The following is a 15,102-nucleotide window of genomic DNA, read 5'->3' on the forward strand; positions in this document are numbered from 1 at the left end:
CCGGCGTCCCGCGCCCGGGTGGTCCGGCGACGTGGTTCAGGTCGGGTCGGGTGCGCCGCCGGCGTCCGGGCTCGGGCCGGCCTGGGTGTTTCGGGCCTGGCCGCCGGCGCCGGGCAGCGAACGGGTCGGGTCGAGGAAGACGTAGCGGATCTCCGGGAACCGCCCGGTGAGCCGCCGCTCGGCCTCGTCGGCGGTGGCCTCGATGGCCGCGCCGGTGGCCTCGTCACGGAAGTCGACCTTCGCGGCGACCAGGATGTCGTCCGGGCCGAGCTGCATGGTCAGCAGGGTGTCGATCCGCTCCACCTCGGGCAGCCCGGCCATCTCCTGCTCGATCACGCGGCGCAGCCGCTCCGGGACCGCCCGGCCGACCAGCAGGGACAGGTTGTTGCTGGCCAGGATCCCGGCGACCGTCAGCAGCAGCAGCCCGATCAGAATCGACGCGACGCCGTCCCACACCTCGTCGCCGGTGGCCTCGGACAGGCCGACCCCGAGCCCAGCCAGCAGCAGACCGATCAGCGCCGCGCTGTCCTCCAGGAAGACCGCCTTGACGGTGGTGTCGGCGGTCAGCCGCAGGAACCGCCGGGGAGTGGTCTTCCAGCGCCGGGACTCGCGGCGGACCTGCCGCACGGCCCGGGCCAGCGAGATGGACTCGATGACGAACGACACCCCCAGCACGATGTACGAGACCAGATAGTCGCCGCTGTGCTGGTGCACCAGGATGGTGGTGACGCCGTGGGTCACGGCGAAACCGGCGCCCGCGACGAAGGTGAACATGGCCGCGAAGAACGCCCAGACGTAGCTTTCCTTGCCGTACCCGAAGGGGTGCCGGGTGTCCGCGGGCCGGGCGCCCCGGCGCAGCGCCTGGTAGAGCAGCACCTCGGTGGTGGTGTCGGCGATCGAGTGTGCCGCCTCGGAGAGCATCGCGGCCGAGCCGGAGATCAGCCCGGCGATCAGCTTGGCCACCGCGATGGCGAGGTTGGCGGCGCCGGCGACGACCACGGTGCCGACGCTCTCGGTCTTGACGCCCGCTTCCGCCTTGACGCCCACTTCCGCCATGAGAGTCACCCTATGACCGGCGACGACACCCCGCCGGGCTGCCGGCCCGGACATCCCCGATCCGAACAGATGTGCGGCACGCCCGCGCGGATGCACGTCCCGGGCGCGTCGGCTGCTAGCGTCTACCCGTGTCGCGGACCCGCACCGAACGCCTGGTCAACCTGGTGATCTGCCTGCTGTCCACGCGACGGTTCCTGACCGCCGCGCAGATCGCCGCGACCGTGCCCGGCTACGAGCACGATCCCGACGACGCGCGCGACCACGAGGCGTTCCAGCGCAAGTTCGAACGGGACAAGGCCGAGCTGCGTGAGCTGGGCGTGCCGCTGGAGACCGGAACGGCGAGCGTCTTCGACGCCGAGCCCGGCTACCGGATCGCCCATCGCGAGTACGCGCTGCCCGACATCCCCCTCGAACCGGACGAGGCCGCCGCGGTCGGCATCGCCGCCCGGCTGTGGCAGCACGCCGGGCTCGCCGCCGCCGCGTCATCCGGGCTGGCCAAGCTGCGCGCCGCCGGGGTGGACGTGGACCCGCAGGCCACCCTGGGCCTGGAGCCGATGGTCACCGTCGACCCGGCGTTCGCGCCGCTGACCGCCGCCGCCCGGGATCGCCGCGAGGTCGGCTTCGACTACCGGGTGCCCGACCGGGACGCGCCCAGCCGCCGCCGGCTGCAGCCGTGGGGCGTGGTCTGCTGGCGCGGCCGGTGGTATGTGGTCGGCCACGACCTCGACCGTGCGGCGACCCGCTGCTTCCGGCTGTCCCGGGTGGTCGGCTCGGTCCGGGTGACCGGCGCGGCCGGCGGATATCAGCCGCCGGCCGGCGTCGACCTGATCAGCCACGTGGCCCGCTGGTCCGGCCCGGTGGAGCGCACCGGCCGGGCCACCGTGCTGGCCGCACCCGGCCGGGCCGCCGGGTTGCGCCGCTGGGCGGTGGAGGTGACCGCCGGGACGGACGGTGACCGGCTGGTCCTGCCGTACGCCGACCCGGACGGGATCGCCGGCCACCTCGTCGGGTACGGCCCGGACGTGCGGGTGCTCGACCCGCCGGAGGTCCGCGAGGCGGTCATCCAGCGTCTCAAGGAGATCGCCGCCCGGCACGACGACCTGGCTGTCGCCGGGGGTGCCCGGTGACCCGGCCGGCCGCCCGCGGCGGCTCCCGGGCCTCTGCAGACCGTCTGGCCCGGCTTCTGAACCTGGTGCCCTACCTGCTGGCGCGACCGGGGATCGAGGTCGCCGAGGCCGCCGGCGATCTGGGCGTCACCGAGCGACAGTTGCGCGAGGACCTGGAGCTGCTCTGGGTGTGCGGGCTGCCGGGTTACGGCCCCGGTGACCTGATCGACATGGCCTTCGACGGCGATCGGGTGACCATCACCTACGACGCCGGCATCGACCGGCCGCTGCGGCTCACCCCCGACGAGGCGTTGGCCCTCGTGGTGGCGCTGCGGATGCTCGCCGAGACACCCGGGGTGGCCAACCGGGAGGCCGTCGAGCGGGCCCTCGCGAAGATCGAGGACGCCGGGGACCTGGTGGGCGCGCCGGTGGCGGTCCGGCTGCCGGGGGACACCCGGCGGGTGGAGGCGCTGCGCGCCGCCGTGGAGGGCGGCCGGGCACTCCGGATCACCTACTACACGGCGGCCCGGGACGAGACCACCGACCGTGTCATCGACCCGCTGCGGATGCTGATGGTCGGCGGCCGGGCGTACGTGGAGGCGTGGTGCCGGCGCGCCGAGGCGGTCCGACTGTTCCGGGCCGACCGGATCGACGCGATCACCGAGCTGGACGAGCCGGCCGCCGCGCCACCGCAGGCAGTCCCGCACGACCTCACCGAGGGTGTCTTCCGTCCCTCGCCCGACCTGCCGCTGATCACCCTGCGGATCGCCCGCAGCGAGCGGTGGATCACCGAGTACTACCCGTGCGAGCGGGTGGAGGCCGGCGACGGCGACCAGTGGCTGGTCTCGCTGCGGGTGACCGACCTGGGGTGGGCCCGCCGGTTCGTGCTCGGCCTCGGCCCGGACGTCACCGTGGTCGCCCCGGTCGAGCTGGCTGAGCAGGTCCGGGCGACGGCGGCCGCCGCGCTCGACGCATACGCCGTGCCGGCGCCTACCGCCGCACCCCGGCGGCCCGAGGCCGACCAGGCGACGCCCGAATCCGCGACACCTGGCCCGTCCGACCGGGCGGGCGCGCCCTCGGGCGACCCGGCGGTGGCCGGCCGCACCCAGTAGGCTGACCGCCGTGCTGAAATGGATCGTGCTCGCGGTGGTGCTGCTCCCGCTCGTGGCGCTCGCGCTGGCCGTGCGTCCGGTGCTGACCCGGCTGCCCCGGCTGCGCCGCGCCGCGGCGGCGTTGCAGCGACGGGCCGCCGAGGCCGAAGGGCTGCGGGAGACCGCCGAGGCGCTGCAGCAGCGTGCCGAGGGTGTCCAGCGCCAACTCGACACCGCCCAGCGGCGGCTCGCCGTGATCAAGGCCAAGCGCGGCTGATCGACCCCGTCTACGGCGCCTCGAGCGGCTGCCCCGCGGGTGGTTGACGGATCATCCGCGTTGGTCAAGACTTCACCGGCCGGGCCGGACCATCACCCCCCGGCGGGTGGCGTCCCGCCGATCCGCACGTACGATGGGCTGCGTACCACCCCCCGGACACACAGAGCGACTGGAGCTTCTCATGGGTGCCCTCAAGCCGTGGCACATCGCGGTTCTCGTGGTTGTGCTGATCCTGCTCTTCGGTGCGAAGCGGCTCCCCGACGCTGCGCGCTCGCTGGGCCGTTCGCTGCGGATCATCAAGGCCGAGACCAAGAGCCTGCAGGATGACGACCGCGACCTCGCCGAGAAGGCCGACGCGCAGGCCGGCTACCAGCCGCTGCCGCCGCACGCCGGGCAGCCGCAGCAGGCGCCGTACCAGGCCCCGCCGCAGCAGCAGCCGGTCGTCGACCCGGTGCACCGCGTCCGCGACAACTGATCGAGAGGCCCGAGCACCGTGGCCTTCGCACTGCGTAAGCGCGGCCCGAGCAGTTTCGAACGGGCCGCCGACGGCTCGATGACGCTCATCGAGCACGTCCGCGAGCTGCGCAACCGCCTGTTCCGTGCCTCGCTGGCGATCCTGATCGGCTTCGGCATCGGCATCTGGCTGGCGACGCCGGTCCGGGTGCTGCTGTCGAAGCCGTACTGCGACCTGCCGGCGTCGATGGACCCGATCAGCGGGAAGTGCAAGTTCGTCCAGCTCGGCGTTGCGGACGTCTTCCTGTTGAACCTGAAGATCGGCCTGTGGGTGGGCCTGATCATCGCGGCGCCCATCTGGCTCTACCAGCTCTGGGCGTTCATCGCGCCCGGGCTGCACCGCAACGAGCGGCGCTACGCCTACATCTTCACGGCCCTGGCGGCGCCGCTCTTCGCCGCCGGTGCGGTGCTGGCCTTCTTCGTCACCACCAAGGGCCTCGAGTTCCTGCTGAATGTGTCCGGCGATGACATCTCGACCAACCTGGAAGTCACCCGGTACATATCGTTCGTCACCAACTTGATCTTGTTGTTCGGGGTGGCGTTCGAGTTCCCGCTGATCGTGCTGATGCTCAACTTCGTGGGCCTGGCCAGCGGGAAGAAGCTGCTCGGTTGGTGGCGGGTGGCGATCTTCGTGTTCTTCGCCTTCTCCGCCGTGGTGACCCCCACCCCGGACCCGTTCGGGATGACCGCCCTGGCGCTCTGCCTCTCCGCGCTCTACTTCGCCGCGGTCGGGGTCGCGTTCCTCAACGATCGCCGGCGAGGGCGCGGCAAGGAGGTCTACGCCGGCCTCGACGACGACGAGGTGTCGCCGCTGGAGCACGACGCCGAGCCGGTCGAGGCCGGGCAGCGGATCGACATGGCCACGCCGGTCGGCGCAGCCGATCCGATCGCCCCACCGGCCCCGATCGAACGTCGCTACGACGACATGACCTGACGGCCCCGCGCCGCCCGGTCCGCCGACGCCGTCCCCGCTTGCCGGGGGCGGCGTCGCCGCATGTGCCGGCGACGAGACCGCCACCCCCGCTGCACCGTGCGCGCGGACGCCGGCACCGATGGTGACGTCGCCGCCCCCGGTGACCGGCGGGCATCCGACCGGTTACGGTGCTGCCCGTGACCGCAGACGATCACCCGCCCGGCCCGCACACCGGGGGTCCCGTCGCCGTGCTCATCAACCCGACGGCCGGAAGGGGACGGCACCGCGCCCTGCTGCCCCGGCTGCTCGACGGGCTGTCCGCCGCCGGCCGACCGGTCCGGCTGCTGTCGGCGTCCAGTCCCGGCGAGGCGGAGGCGGCCTGCCACGCCGCGGTAGCCGACGGCGCCGGTGCGCTGGTCGCGGTCGGCGGGGACGGGACCGTGCACCGGGCGCTGCAGGCTGTCGCCGGCACCGATGTGCCGTTCGGCGCGGTGCCGGCCGGCACCGGTAACGACTTCGCCCTCGACACCGGCTTCCCGGCCGATCCGCTGGCGGCGGTGACGGTGATCGCCGAGGCGCTGCGCGCCGGCCGGAGCCACCTCGTCGACCTCGCCTCGATGACCGGCGCTGACGGCGTCCAGCGCTGGTACGGGGCGGTCCTCGCGGCCGGATTCGACGCGATCGTCAACGAGCGGGCCAATCGGATGCGCTGGCCGCGTGGCCCTCGCCGGTACGACCTGGCGATCCTCGTCGAGCTGGCGCGGTTGCGGCCCCGCCGGTACACGCTGCGCCTGGACGGCGAGCCGCACGAGTTGGACGCGGTGCTGGTGGCAGTGGGCAACTGCCCGACCTACGGCGGGGGGATGCGGATCTGCCCCGACGCCGACCCGACCGACGGGCTGCTCGACGTGGTGGTGGGTGGCCGGATCAACCGGCGCACCCTGATCCGGGTCAAGCCGCGCATCTACCAGGGCACCCACGTCAGCCACCCCCTGGTCCGCACGTACCGGGCACGGACGGTGGAGCTGACCGCCGAGGGCATCACCACCTACGCCGACGGCGAGCGCTCGCTGGACCTGCCGGTGACGATCACTGCCGTGCCGGGCGCCCTGCGGCTGCTGCGCTGACCCGTACCGCGCCGATGCTGGCCGCGATGACCAGCACGATGGCGGCGCACTCCAGCAGGGTCAGCGCCTGCCGCAGCACCAGCCAACCGGCCAGCGTGGCGATGGCCGGGCCGAGGCTCATCAGCACCGCGAACGTGGCCGTGGGCATCCGGCGCAGCGCCAGCAGCTCCAGCGTGTACGGCAGCCCGGAGGCGAGCACCGCGAGGGCCGTGCCGAGCGCCAGCACGGCCGGGTCGAGCAGCGCGGCGCCGCCGTCGATGATCCCGAGGGGCAGGGTGACGAGCGCGGCGAGGGTCAGCGCCAGGGCCAGCCCGTCCGCGCCCGGGAACCGGCTGCCGACCCGGGCGCTGAGCACGATGTACGCGGCCCACATGGCGCCCGCGCCGAACGCGAAGGCCACCCCGGCCGGGTTCAGCCGGTCGAAGCCGCCCTGCCCGAGGAGCGCCACCCCGGCCAGCGCCAGCCCCGCCCAGCACCAGCTGGCCAGCCGGCGGGCGGTGAACACCGACAGCGCCAGTGGGCCGAGCACCTCCAGGGTCACCGCCGGGCCCAGCGGGATCCGCTCGATGGCCTGGTAGAACAGCGAGTTCATGCCAGCCAGTGCCAGCCCGAACGCGCCCGCCGCAGCCCAGGCCGCCCGGTCGTGGCCGCGCAGTCGGGGCCGGCAGACGATGAGCAGCAGCACGGCCGAGATCGTCAGTCGCAGGGTCACCGCGCCGGCCACCCCGCTACGCGGGAAGAGCAGGGCGGCCACGGCGGAGCCGAACTGCACCGACAGCGCCCCACCGAGCACCATGCCCACCGCGCCGACGCCACCGGCTCGGCCGGTCGGCGCGGGAGCGGGTGTCGGCCGGTCGGGCAGCAGGGTGTCGGTCACGGTGGCGACGCTAGGGGACGCGGCGCGGGGGAGGGAAATGCCGGTTCCACTGCGGTTATGCTCCCCAGTTATGACCGTGGAGCTGCGGCACCTGCGTGCCTTCCTGGCCATCGCCGAGGAGGGCAGCATCACCCGCGCCGCCGGGCGACTCCGGGTAACCCAGCCCGCGCTGTCGCGCACGCTCCGCCAGTTGGAGGACCATCTGGGGATCCGGTTGGTCGACCGGTCCACCCACCATCTGCACCTGACCCCGGCCGGCCGGTCGCTGCGTGACCGGGCCGCCGCCGCGGTCGCGGCCGTCGACGACGTGCTGGACCCGGGGTACGCCGCCGGGCGCCCGCTGCGGCTCGGGCACGCCTGGTCGGCGCTGGGCGGGCACACCGTCACCCTGCTGCGCCGGTGGCGGCGCGCCCACCCCGACACGCCGCTGGAGTTGCTCCGCATCGACGACCGCAGCGCAGGGCTGGCCCGGGGCGCCGTGGACGTCGCGGTGCTGCGCCAGCCGGTCGATCTGCCCGACGTACGCACCGTGCGGCTGCTCACCGAGCCCCGGCTGGCCACCGTGCCGGCGGACAGCCCGTTGGCCGAGCGGGCCGTGCTCACCCTGGCCGACCTGGTCGACCAGCCGCTCGCGGTGAACACCGCCACCGGCACCACCACGCTCGACCTCTGGCCGGCGGGCGCCGCGCCGGCGACCGTGGTGCCGGTGGTGAACACCGACGACTGGCTCGCCGCGATCAGCGCCGGTCGGGCGGTCGGGGTCACCACCTCCGCGACCGCCGCGATGTATCCCACCCCGGCGGTGGCGTACCGGCCACTCACCGACGCTCCCGACATCACCGTGCTGCTGGCCTGGCGTCACCCGCCCCGACACCCGGGCGTCGCCGACCTGGTCGCACTCGCCCACGAGGTCGTCGCCGGCTGACCGCACCGCCTGGTGTGATGACCCGGTGAGCCCGGGCCGATCAGGCGCGCTCAGGCCGTCAGGGCCAGGTCCAGCACGGCGCCCAGCCCGTTCTCCCGGCCGGGGTCGGCGGCCGGCAGCACCAGCACCGCGCAGCCGGCGGCCACCGCGCCCGCGTCCGCCGGCGAGTCACCGACCATCAGCGTCTGCTCCGGGTCGACGCCGAGCATCCCGCAGGCGCGCAGGAAGATCGCCGGATCGGGCTTGCACCGCCCCACCTCGTACGAGAGCACGAACGCGTCCACCAGCCCGGTCAAGCCCCAGGCGTCGAAAAGCGGCCGCAGGTCGAAGCCGATGTTGCTGACCACCCCCACCCGCACGCCGGCGTCGCGCAGCGCGCTCAGGGTGGGGGCGGTGTCCGGGTACGGCACCCAGCCCTCGGCGATCAGCAGTCGCTCGTACAGGGCGTCGGCGAACCCCTCGATGCCCGCGTCGACGGTCTCGGCCAGCCCCGTGTACGCGCCCCGGTGGGCGTGCTCGTAGAGATCCCGGTCGGACCACAGCTCGGCCAGCCGTGGCGGCACCCGGGCCGGCAGTGGGCCGCCCGCCCGCCCGGCGGTCAACAGCCGGTCGGCCAGCGAGGTGGCCCGGACCCGATCCAGGGTGACCCCGCACGCCGCCGCGGCCGACAGCACCCATTGCCGGGGCTCCTCCACCTGCGCCAGGGTGCCGTGGAAGTCAAAGAGCACCGCCTTGACGGGCCGTCGGGACGCCCGGGGGGCGGCGGCGTCTTCGGCGCTGCCCGGCGGACGAGTCAGGGGCGGTTCGGCATGGTCCGGCACGCCGTGCACCCTACCGACCGCCCCCGGCGGCGCCTCCAGACGGCCTTGTCGGGTGTCCTGTCCCGGCACGCACTAATCTTGGAACCATGTCGAGCCCCGCCGAGCGGTACGTCGCGGCGCGCCGCCGGGCCGCACAGGCCTCAGAGTTTCCGGCGCTGGACGAGTTCGCCCTTGACCTGGGGTTCGACCTCGACGACTTCCAGCGGGAGGCGTGTCAGTCCCTGGAGCGGGGCAGCGGGGTGCTGGTGTGCGCCCCCACCGGAGCCGGCAAGACCGTGGTCGGGGAGTTCGCCGTACACCTGGCGCTGCGCGGGCGGCCCGGCGACCCGGCGGCGTCCGACGATCCGGCGACCCCACCGGTCCGGCGCAAGTGCTTCTACACCACGCCGATCAAGGCGCTGTCCAACCAGAAGTACCACGACCTGGTCGCCCGGTACGGCGCCGCGCAGGTCGGTCTGCTCACCGGCGACAACGCGATCAACGGCGACGCGCCGGTGGTGGTGATGACCACCGAGGTGCTGCGCAACATGCTCTACGCGGGCTCCAGCACCCTGCAGGGGCTGGCCTACGTGGTGATGGACGAGGTGCACTACCTCGCCGACCGGTTCCGCGGCGGGGTGTGGGAAGAGGTGATCATCCACCTGCCCGCCTCGGTCACCCTGGTTTCGCTGTCGGCGACCGTCTCCAACGCCGAGGAGTTCGCCGACTGGCTGGTCACCGTGCGCGGCGAGACCGCCGTGGTGGTCAGCGAGCACCGGCCGGTGCCGCTGTGGCAGCACATGCTGGTCGGCAAGCGGATGTTCGACCTGTTCCACGACGCCGACGCCGCCCGCAAGCACGACGTGCACCCGGAGCTGCTGCGCTACACCCGCGACACCGTCCGCCGCCTGGAGCTGGGGGAGGGGCGCAGCGCCGGACCCGGCGCCGGCCGGCGCGGGCCGCGCTGGCGTGGCCCGATGCGCCCGGACATCGTCGACCGACTCGACCGTGAGGGTCTGCTGCCGGCGATCCTGTTCATCTTCAGCCGGGCCGGCTGCGCCGCCGCGGTGCAGCAGTGCCTCGCCGCCGGGCTGCGGCTCACTTCGCCCGAGGAGCGGGCCGAGATCCGCCGGGTGGTCGAGTCCCGGGTCACCGCCATCCCCGGCGAGGACCTGTCGGTGCTGGGCTACTGGGAGTGGCTCGACGGGTTGGAGCGCGGCCTGGCCGCCCACCACGCCGGCATGCTGCCGGTGTTCAAGGAGATCGTCGAGGAGCTGTTCGTCCGGGGCCTGGTCAAGGCGGTCTTCGCCACCGAGACCCTCGCGCTGGGCATCAACATGCCGGCCCGCTGCGTGGTCCTGGAGCGGCTGGTCAAGTACAACGGCGAGGCACACGTCGACCTGACCCCGGGGGAGTACACCCAGCTCACCGGGCGGGCCGGCCGGCGCGGCATCGACGTCGAGGGGCACGCCGTGGTGGTGTGGTCCCCGGAGACCGACCCGCGGCACGTGGCCGGGCTCGCCTCCACTCGCACCTACCCGCTGCGCTCCAGCTTCCGGCCCTCGTACAACATGGCGGTGAACCTGGTCGGCACGGTCGGCGCGGAGCCGGCCCGAGCCCTGCTGGAGTCCTCGTTCGCCCAGTTCCAGGCGGACCGGTCGGTGGTCGGCCTGGCGCGGCAGGTGCAGCGCAACACCGAGACCATCGAGGCGTACGGCGCGGAGGCCGCCTGCCACCACGGCGAGTTCGACGAGTACTTCGCGCTGCGGGTGGCGATCGCCGACCGGGAGAAGGCCATCGCCCGGCAGGGGCAGTCCCAGCGCAAGGCCGCCGCGGTGGCGTCTCTGGAGCGGCTGCGGATCGGTGACGTGATCCGGGTGCCGTCGGGCCGGCGGGCCGGGCTGGCCGTTGTGCTGGACCCGGCGACCGGCGGGTTCGGCGAGCCCCGGCCCCTGGTGCTCACCCAGGACCGTTGGGCCGGGCGGGTCAGCCCCGGCGACTTCACCACCCCGGCCGAGGTGCTGGCCCGGATCCGGGTGCCCAAGCACTTCAACCACCGCTCGCCGGGCGCCCGGCGCGATCTCGCCGCCGAGGTCAGCGGCACCGGCCTGGACCGGCACGGCGGCCGACGCGGTGGCCGCTCCCGGCAGGTGACCGGCGAGGACCACCGGCTCACCCAGCTCCGCACCGAGCTGCGCAACCACCCCTGTCACGCCTGCCCGGAGCGGGAGGAGCACGCCCGCTGGGCGGAGCGGCGCCGGCGCCTGGAGCGCGACACCGAGGAGTTGCGCGAGCGGGTCTCCGGGCGTACGGGCTCGTTGGCCCGGACCTTCGACCGGATCGTCGCCCTGCTGACCGAGCGCGGCTACCTCGCCCGCGACGGCGCGGTCACCGACGCCGGTCGGATGCTCGGCCGGATCTGGACCGAGGCGGATCTGCTGGTCGCCGAGTGCCTGCGCCGGGGCGTGTGGGACGGGCTCACCCCGGCCGAGCTGGCCGCCGCGGTGTCCGTGGTGGTCTTCGAGGCGCGCCGCGACGTCGACGAGCGGGCGTCGCTGCCCCGCGGGCCGGTGGCCGACGCGGTGGACGAGACGCTGAAGCTGTGGGGCGAGATCGAGGCCGACGAGGCGGCGCGCGGCCTGACCGCGACCCGGGAGCCGGACCTCGGCTTCGCCTGGCCGGTCTTCCGGTGGGCCCGAGGCGAGGCGCTGGCCAAGGTGCTCGGCAGCGGACACGAGATCGACGGGGAGATGCCGGCCGGTGACTTCGTCCGGTGGGCGCGGCAGGTGGTCGATCTCCTCGGTCAACTTGCCGACTCCGGCGGCGCGTCGCCGGAGCTGCGCTCCACCGCCCGGCAGGCGATTTCGGCCATCAACCGGGGCGTGCTGGCCTACCACACCTCCGCCTGATCATCACTTTCGGTCATCGCCGCTGAGCAATCGACGCATCACACGGTCACCGCAACAGCACCCCCCGAATTGGGCCCGGGGTGCTGTTGCGCCTGCTCCGGGCACCCTCGATCATTGCCCGGGCGCTTCCGTACGCGCCGGTAACGAATGGGGAGAAGGCCGCCGTGGCGGAGATCAATCACTTTGAGTACGGGTGGATCACACCCGCGCTGAGCTACGCGCTGTCCGTCCTCGGTTCGGTCCTCGGGCTCATCTGCGCCGGGCGTATCCGTACGGCCGGAACCGCCGGCCAGCGTGCCTGGTGGGGGCTGCTGGCCGCCTGGGCCATCGGCGGCACCGCCATCTGGGCGATGCACTTCATGGCCATGCTCGGCTTCGCCGTCGACGGCACCCGGATCCGGTACGACGTGCCGCTCACCGCGGCCAGTACGGTCATCGCCGTGGTGGCGGTCGGCATCGGTCTGGCCATCGTGGGCACCGGCCGGCTGAACCCGGTACGGCTGGTCGCCGGCGGCATCTTCACCGGTGTCGGCGTGGCCGCCATGCACTACACCGGGATGGCGGCGATGCGCCTGAACGGCAGCCTCGGCTACGACACCACCCGGGTCGCGCTCTCGGTGGTGATCGCGGTCGTGGCGGCCACCGTCGCGCTGTGGCTCGCCATGAGCGTCCGCCGGCCGCTGGCGATCTTCGCTTCCGCGCTGGTCATGGGCGTCGCCGTGAACGGCATGCACTTCACCGGCATGAGCGCCCTCTCGGTGCACCAGCACGAGGCTGAGGGTGGCGTGACCGATGTGGCCGGCACCGGGATGGGCACCCTGCTGGTGCCAATCGTGTTGGCGGTGATCTTCGGAGTGGTCGGTCTGCTCTACGCCCTGCTCGCCGCGCCGACCGACGACGACCGGGCCGCCGCCGCGTACCTGGACGCCCGGCGGGCCCCGGAGTCGGCTGTCGCGCCGCCCAGCGCCGCCCCGGACCCGGTCGGGCTGCGCGCCCGATCCACCCTCGGTCAGCCCGGCACGCCGTTCCCGTCCCGGCGGGAGATGCCGCCCCGCTGACGCCGACTGTGAAACGATGGAAGACGTGGGAGCTGCGAAAACTGGTATACCTGCAATCTCGCCGCTGGCCGGCGAGCCGATCAAACGCGCCGATGCCGAGCGGCTCGCGGGAGTGCTGAAGGCATTCGCCGACCCGGCCCGGCTGCGACTGCTCAGTCTGATCCAAGCCGCTCCGCAGGGCGAGGCGTCCGTGACTGACCTCACCGCGCCGCTTGGCCTCTCCCAACCGACCGTGAGTCATCACCTTCGGATCCTCACCGAGGCCGGCCTGCTCGAGCGCGAGAAGCGCGGCGTCTGGGCGTACTACCGCCTCGTGCCCTCCGCGATCGCGGCAATCGCCGACCTGCTGACGCCGCCTCGCAAGCGGGCAACGAAGAAGACCCGCTGAGCCCCACCATCGAGGTCGGCGGGCGTCAGCGGTTGCGCGGGACCACCAGGCCGGATTCGTAGGCGAGGACCACGAGTTGAGCACGGTCACGGGCATGGAGCTTGGTCATCGCCCGGTTGATGTGGGTCTTGGCGGTCATCGGGCTGATCACCATGCGTTCGGCGATCTGGTCGTTGGACAGGCCCTGCGCGAGGAGGGCGACGGTCTCGCGTTCGCGGGTGGTCAGCCCCTTCAGCGTCGTGCCGACGCCGGTGTGGAGCGGCTCGGTGACGTACCGGTTGATCAGCTTGCGGGTGATCGACGGTGCGAGCAGCGCGTCGCCGCGCGCGGCGACCCGGATGGCGTGCAGAAAGTCCGCCGGCTCGATGTCCTTGACCAGGAACCCGGCGGCGCCGGCGCGCAGCGCGTGGAAGACGTGTTCGTCGAGGCCGTAGTTGGTCAGGATGACGACATGGACCCGGGCCAGGGTCGGGTCCGCGGCGATCCGCCGGGTCGCCTCGATGCCGTCCATGACCGGCATCTGGATGTCGATGAGCGCGATGTCGGGCAGGTGTTCCCTGGCGAGAGCCAGGCCCTCCCTGCCGTCGGCGGCCTCGGCCACCACCTCGATGTCGTCTTCGACGTCGAGGAGCGCGCGGAAGCCGCTGCGCAGCAGCGGCTGGTCGTCGACCAACAGTACGCGGATCATGACGTGCGGCCCACGGGGAGTTCGGCGTGGACGGTGAAGCCGCCCCCGTTGCGCGGCTCCGCCCGCAGGCGACCGCCGAGGGCGGTGACTCGCTCGCGCATCCCGAGCAGCCCGACGCCAGGCATCGGGGCGGTGTCCGGCGTGGCCTCGCCGTCGTCGTCGACTCGGATCGCGAGGGCGTCCGGACGGTAGTCGATCCGGACCGACGCCGTCGCGGCGGCCGCGTGACGGGCGATGTTGGTGAGGGACTCCTGAACGATCCGGTACGCGGTCCGGTCCACCGCGGCCGGCACCTCGTGGCGTTGCCCTCCGATCGTCAACGTCGCGTCCAGGCCGGTCAACCGGGCCCGTTCCACCAGTTCCGGGAGATGGTCGAGCCCATGCGGCGGGGTCGTGTCGTCGTCGCGCAGCGCCTCCAGGGTCGCTCGCAGCTCCCGGGTCGCCTCGCGACCGGCCTCCCGGATCGCCAACAGCGCCTCCGGCACCTCTTCACCCCGTTTGCGGGCCAGGTGGACGGCCACCTCGGCCTGCACCTTGATGATCGAGATCTGGTGGGTGAGCGAGTCGTGCAACTCCCGCGCGATGTGCAGCCGCTCCTCGTCAGCGCGGCGGCGCGCGGTCTCCTCCCGGGTGCGCTCGGCTTCGTCCGCCCGCCGCTCGGCCTGCCGCAGCGCTTCACCCGCGGCACCGGCGGCGACCAGCCAGGCCACCTCCAGGGCACCCCGGGCGCGAGCGAGCGCCTCGGCCACGGACATGTCCTGCGGCAGGGCGAGGGCCGCGAGCGGGAGAGCGGCCAGCATCAGCACCGCCGCCAGAACCGTGCTGACGCGGTGGCCCGCCCGTACGGCGGCGTACACCGCGAACAGGAACGCGACGGCGGGTACGTCAAAACCGACCGCCTGGTAACCCACCGCGCACAGCCCGGTGACGGCCAGGACGGGAACCGGAGCCCGGCGGCGCGCGACCAGAGTCAGCCCACCGGCCACCAACAGTACGTAGCCGAGTAGGTCAAGGTCCGTGGTGGAGTGGTTATCGGACAGCCCGGCGACCATCAGCACCGCTGCCACGCAAACGGCGATCGCCCAATCGGTGACAGCGGCCCGATCGCCGGACCGTCCTGTGCTCATGGCCGCACCTTAGTCCGATGTCGCTGCTGGCGACTCCTGCTCACGGACGAGCGGCTGTCTACCGCGAACGCAGTACCTTCCCGGCGCCTGCGGCGTCCGCAGTAGTCGGGTGCGTCATCGGCGGCAGCGCGAATTGTCTGCATCTGCTGGACGACTGGCGGTGCGCCCGGCGACATGATCAGGCGGCAGCCGAAACCTCGGCAGGCAGCCGCACGAAAGGGGAGAGAACATGAACCCACCGGGAGCC

The 15,102-nt window shown here is 73.4% G+C and carries 15 protein-coding genes; 10 read left to right on the top strand and 5 right to left on the bottom strand.

Annotation, left to right across the window (positions count from 1 at the left end; translation table 11 throughout):
- Nucleotides 1-36: 36 nt before the first annotated feature.
- Complete coding sequence (locus tag ACFY29_RS29020; protein ID WP_328416864.1) at nt 37-1,056, bottom strand: cation diffusion facilitator family transporter; 1,020 nt, start codon at nt 1,054-1,056, stop codon at nt 37-39.
- A gap of 128 nt (nt 1,057-1,184) precedes the next feature.
- On the opposite strand from ACFY29_RS29020, the gene ACFY29_RS29025 reads away from it, so the two are divergent.
- The 6 genes from ACFY29_RS29025 to ACFY29_RS29050 all read left to right on the top strand — a co-directional run bounded on the left by ACFY29_RS29025 (nt 1,185) and on the right by ACFY29_RS29050 (nt 6,083).
- The gene (locus ACFY29_RS29025; RefSeq protein WP_386991268.1) at nt 1,185-2,183 is read left to right on the top strand and encodes a helix-turn-helix transcriptional regulator; all 999 of its coding nucleotides are present in this window, start codon (nt 1,185-1,187) and stop codon (nt 2,181-2,183) included.
- Nucleotides 2,180-3,274 (top strand): YafY family protein, encoded by a 1,095-nt coding sequence (locus ACFY29_RS29030; protein WP_328416860.1) that lies wholly within the window; start codon nt 2,180-2,182, stop codon nt 3,272-3,274. Before ACFY29_RS29025 ends, ACFY29_RS29030 begins: the two co-directional genes overlap by 4 nt.
- A 10-nt stretch (nt 3,275-3,284) precedes the next feature.
- The gene (locus ACFY29_RS29035) at nt 3,285-3,530 is read left to right on the top strand and encodes a hypothetical protein (protein ID WP_328416858.1); all 246 of its coding nucleotides are present in this window, start codon (nt 3,285-3,287) and stop codon (nt 3,528-3,530) included.
- Between the two features lie 181 nt (nt 3,531-3,711).
- The gene (gene tatA / locus ACFY29_RS29040; protein WP_252414657.1) at nt 3,712-4,005 is read left to right on the top strand and encodes a Sec-independent protein translocase subunit TatA; all 294 of its coding nucleotides are present in this window, start codon (nt 3,712-3,714) and stop codon (nt 4,003-4,005) included.
- An 18-nt stretch (nt 4,006-4,023) separates the two neighbouring features.
- Nucleotides 4,024-4,977 (top strand): twin-arginine translocase subunit TatC, encoded by a 954-nt coding sequence (gene tatC, locus ACFY29_RS29045; RefSeq protein WP_328416852.1) that lies wholly within the window; start codon nt 4,024-4,026, stop codon nt 4,975-4,977.
- A gap of 167 nt (nt 4,978-5,144) precedes the next feature.
- Nucleotides 5,145-6,083: a diacylglycerol kinase gene (locus ACFY29_RS29050; RefSeq protein WP_386991271.1), complete on the top strand. Its 939-nt coding sequence runs from the start codon at nt 5,145-5,147 to the stop codon at nt 6,081-6,083.
- On the opposite strand, the gene ACFY29_RS29055 is transcribed toward ACFY29_RS29050, so the two are convergent.
- Nucleotides 6,046-6,960, bottom strand: coding sequence for an EamA family transporter (locus tag ACFY29_RS29055; RefSeq protein ID WP_328416848.1), 915 nt, complete (start codon nt 6,958-6,960; stop codon nt 6,046-6,048). The two genes, ACFY29_RS29050 and ACFY29_RS29055, sit on opposite strands and share 38 nt — an antisense overlap.
- A gap of 70 nt (nt 6,961-7,030) precedes the next feature.
- Here ACFY29_RS29055 and ACFY29_RS29060 point away from each other — a divergent pair, with 70 nt between their 5' ends.
- Nucleotides 7,031-7,885, top strand: a complete 855-nt coding sequence (locus ACFY29_RS29060; RefSeq protein ID WP_328416846.1) for a LysR family transcriptional regulator — start codon at nt 7,031-7,033, stop codon at nt 7,883-7,885.
- A gap of 50 nt (nt 7,886-7,935) precedes the next feature.
- On the opposite strand, the gene ACFY29_RS29065 is transcribed toward ACFY29_RS29060, so the two are convergent.
- On the bottom strand, nt 7,936-8,706 hold the full coding sequence (locus ACFY29_RS29065; protein WP_386991274.1) for an HAD family hydrolase: 771 nt from the start codon (nt 8,704-8,706) through the stop codon (nt 7,936-7,938).
- An 86-nt stretch (nt 8,707-8,792) separates the two neighbouring features.
- Between ACFY29_RS29065 and ACFY29_RS29070 the strand changes: the two genes are divergently transcribed.
- The 3 genes from ACFY29_RS29070 (at nt 8,793) to ACFY29_RS29080 (ending at nt 13,040) form a co-directional block, all read left to right on the top strand.
- Complete coding sequence (locus ACFY29_RS29070; protein ID WP_328416844.1) at nt 8,793-11,594, top strand: DEAD/DEAH box helicase; 2,802 nt, start codon at nt 8,793-8,795, stop codon at nt 11,592-11,594.
- A gap of 164 nt (nt 11,595-11,758) precedes the next feature.
- On the top strand, nt 11,759-12,652 hold the full coding sequence (locus ACFY29_RS29075) for an MHYT domain-containing protein (protein WP_386991276.1): 894 nt from the start codon (nt 11,759-11,761) through the stop codon (nt 12,650-12,652).
- 16 nt (nt 12,653-12,668) lie between these two features.
- Nucleotides 12,669-13,040 (top strand): ArsR/SmtB family transcription factor, encoded by a 372-nt coding sequence (locus ACFY29_RS29080; protein WP_386991277.1) that lies wholly within the window; start codon nt 12,669-12,671, stop codon nt 13,038-13,040.
- Between the two features lie 25 nt (nt 13,041-13,065).
- On the opposite strand, the gene ACFY29_RS29085 is transcribed toward ACFY29_RS29080, so the two are convergent.
- Nucleotides 13,066-13,728, bottom strand: coding sequence for a response regulator transcription factor (locus ACFY29_RS29085; RefSeq protein WP_355604734.1), 663 nt, complete (start codon nt 13,726-13,728; stop codon nt 13,066-13,068).
- Nucleotides 13,725-14,855 carry a sensor histidine kinase gene (locus ACFY29_RS29090; RefSeq protein ID WP_386991279.1) on the bottom strand — a complete coding sequence of 377 codons (1,131 nt, stop codon included), beginning with the start codon at nt 14,853-14,855 and terminating at the stop codon, nt 13,725-13,727. The genes ACFY29_RS29085 and ACFY29_RS29090 overlap by 4 nt, the downstream gene beginning before the upstream one ends.
- Between the last annotated feature and the right edge of the window lie 247 nt (nt 14,856-15,102).

The sequence above is a fragment of the Micromonospora sp. NPDC000668 genome, from assembly GCF_042897975.1.
Taxonomy (GTDB): Bacteria; Actinomycetota; Actinomycetes; order Mycobacteriales; family Micromonosporaceae; genus Micromonospora.

Bases quoted from the DNA above. Each gene is read 5' to 3' on its own strand.
- ACFY29_RS29070 (WP_328416844.1), top strand. From the start codon at position 8,793: ATGTCGAGCCCCGCCGAGCGGTACGTCGCGGCGCGCCGCCGGGCCGCA.
- ACFY29_RS29080 (WP_386991277.1), top strand. From the start codon at position 12,669: ATGGAAGACGTGGGAGCTGCGAAAACTGGTATACCTGCAATCTCGCCG.
- ACFY29_RS29090 (WP_386991279.1), bottom strand. From the start codon at position 14,855: ATGAGCACAGGACGGTCCGGCGATCGGGCCGCTGTCACCGATTGGGCG.
- ACFY29_RS29060 (WP_328416846.1), top strand. From the start codon at position 7,031: ATGACCGTGGAGCTGCGGCACCTGCGTGCCTTCCTGGCCATCGCCGAG.
- ACFY29_RS29020 (WP_328416864.1), bottom strand. From the start codon at position 1,056: ATGGCGGAAGTGGGCGTCAAGGCGGAAGCGGGCGTCAAGACCGAGAGC.
- ACFY29_RS29085 (WP_355604734.1), bottom strand. From the start codon at position 13,728: ATGATCCGCGTACTGTTGGTCGACGACCAGCCGCTGCTGCGCAGCGGC.
- tatA (WP_252414657.1), top strand. From the start codon at position 3,712: ATGGGTGCCCTCAAGCCGTGGCACATCGCGGTTCTCGTGGTTGTGCTG.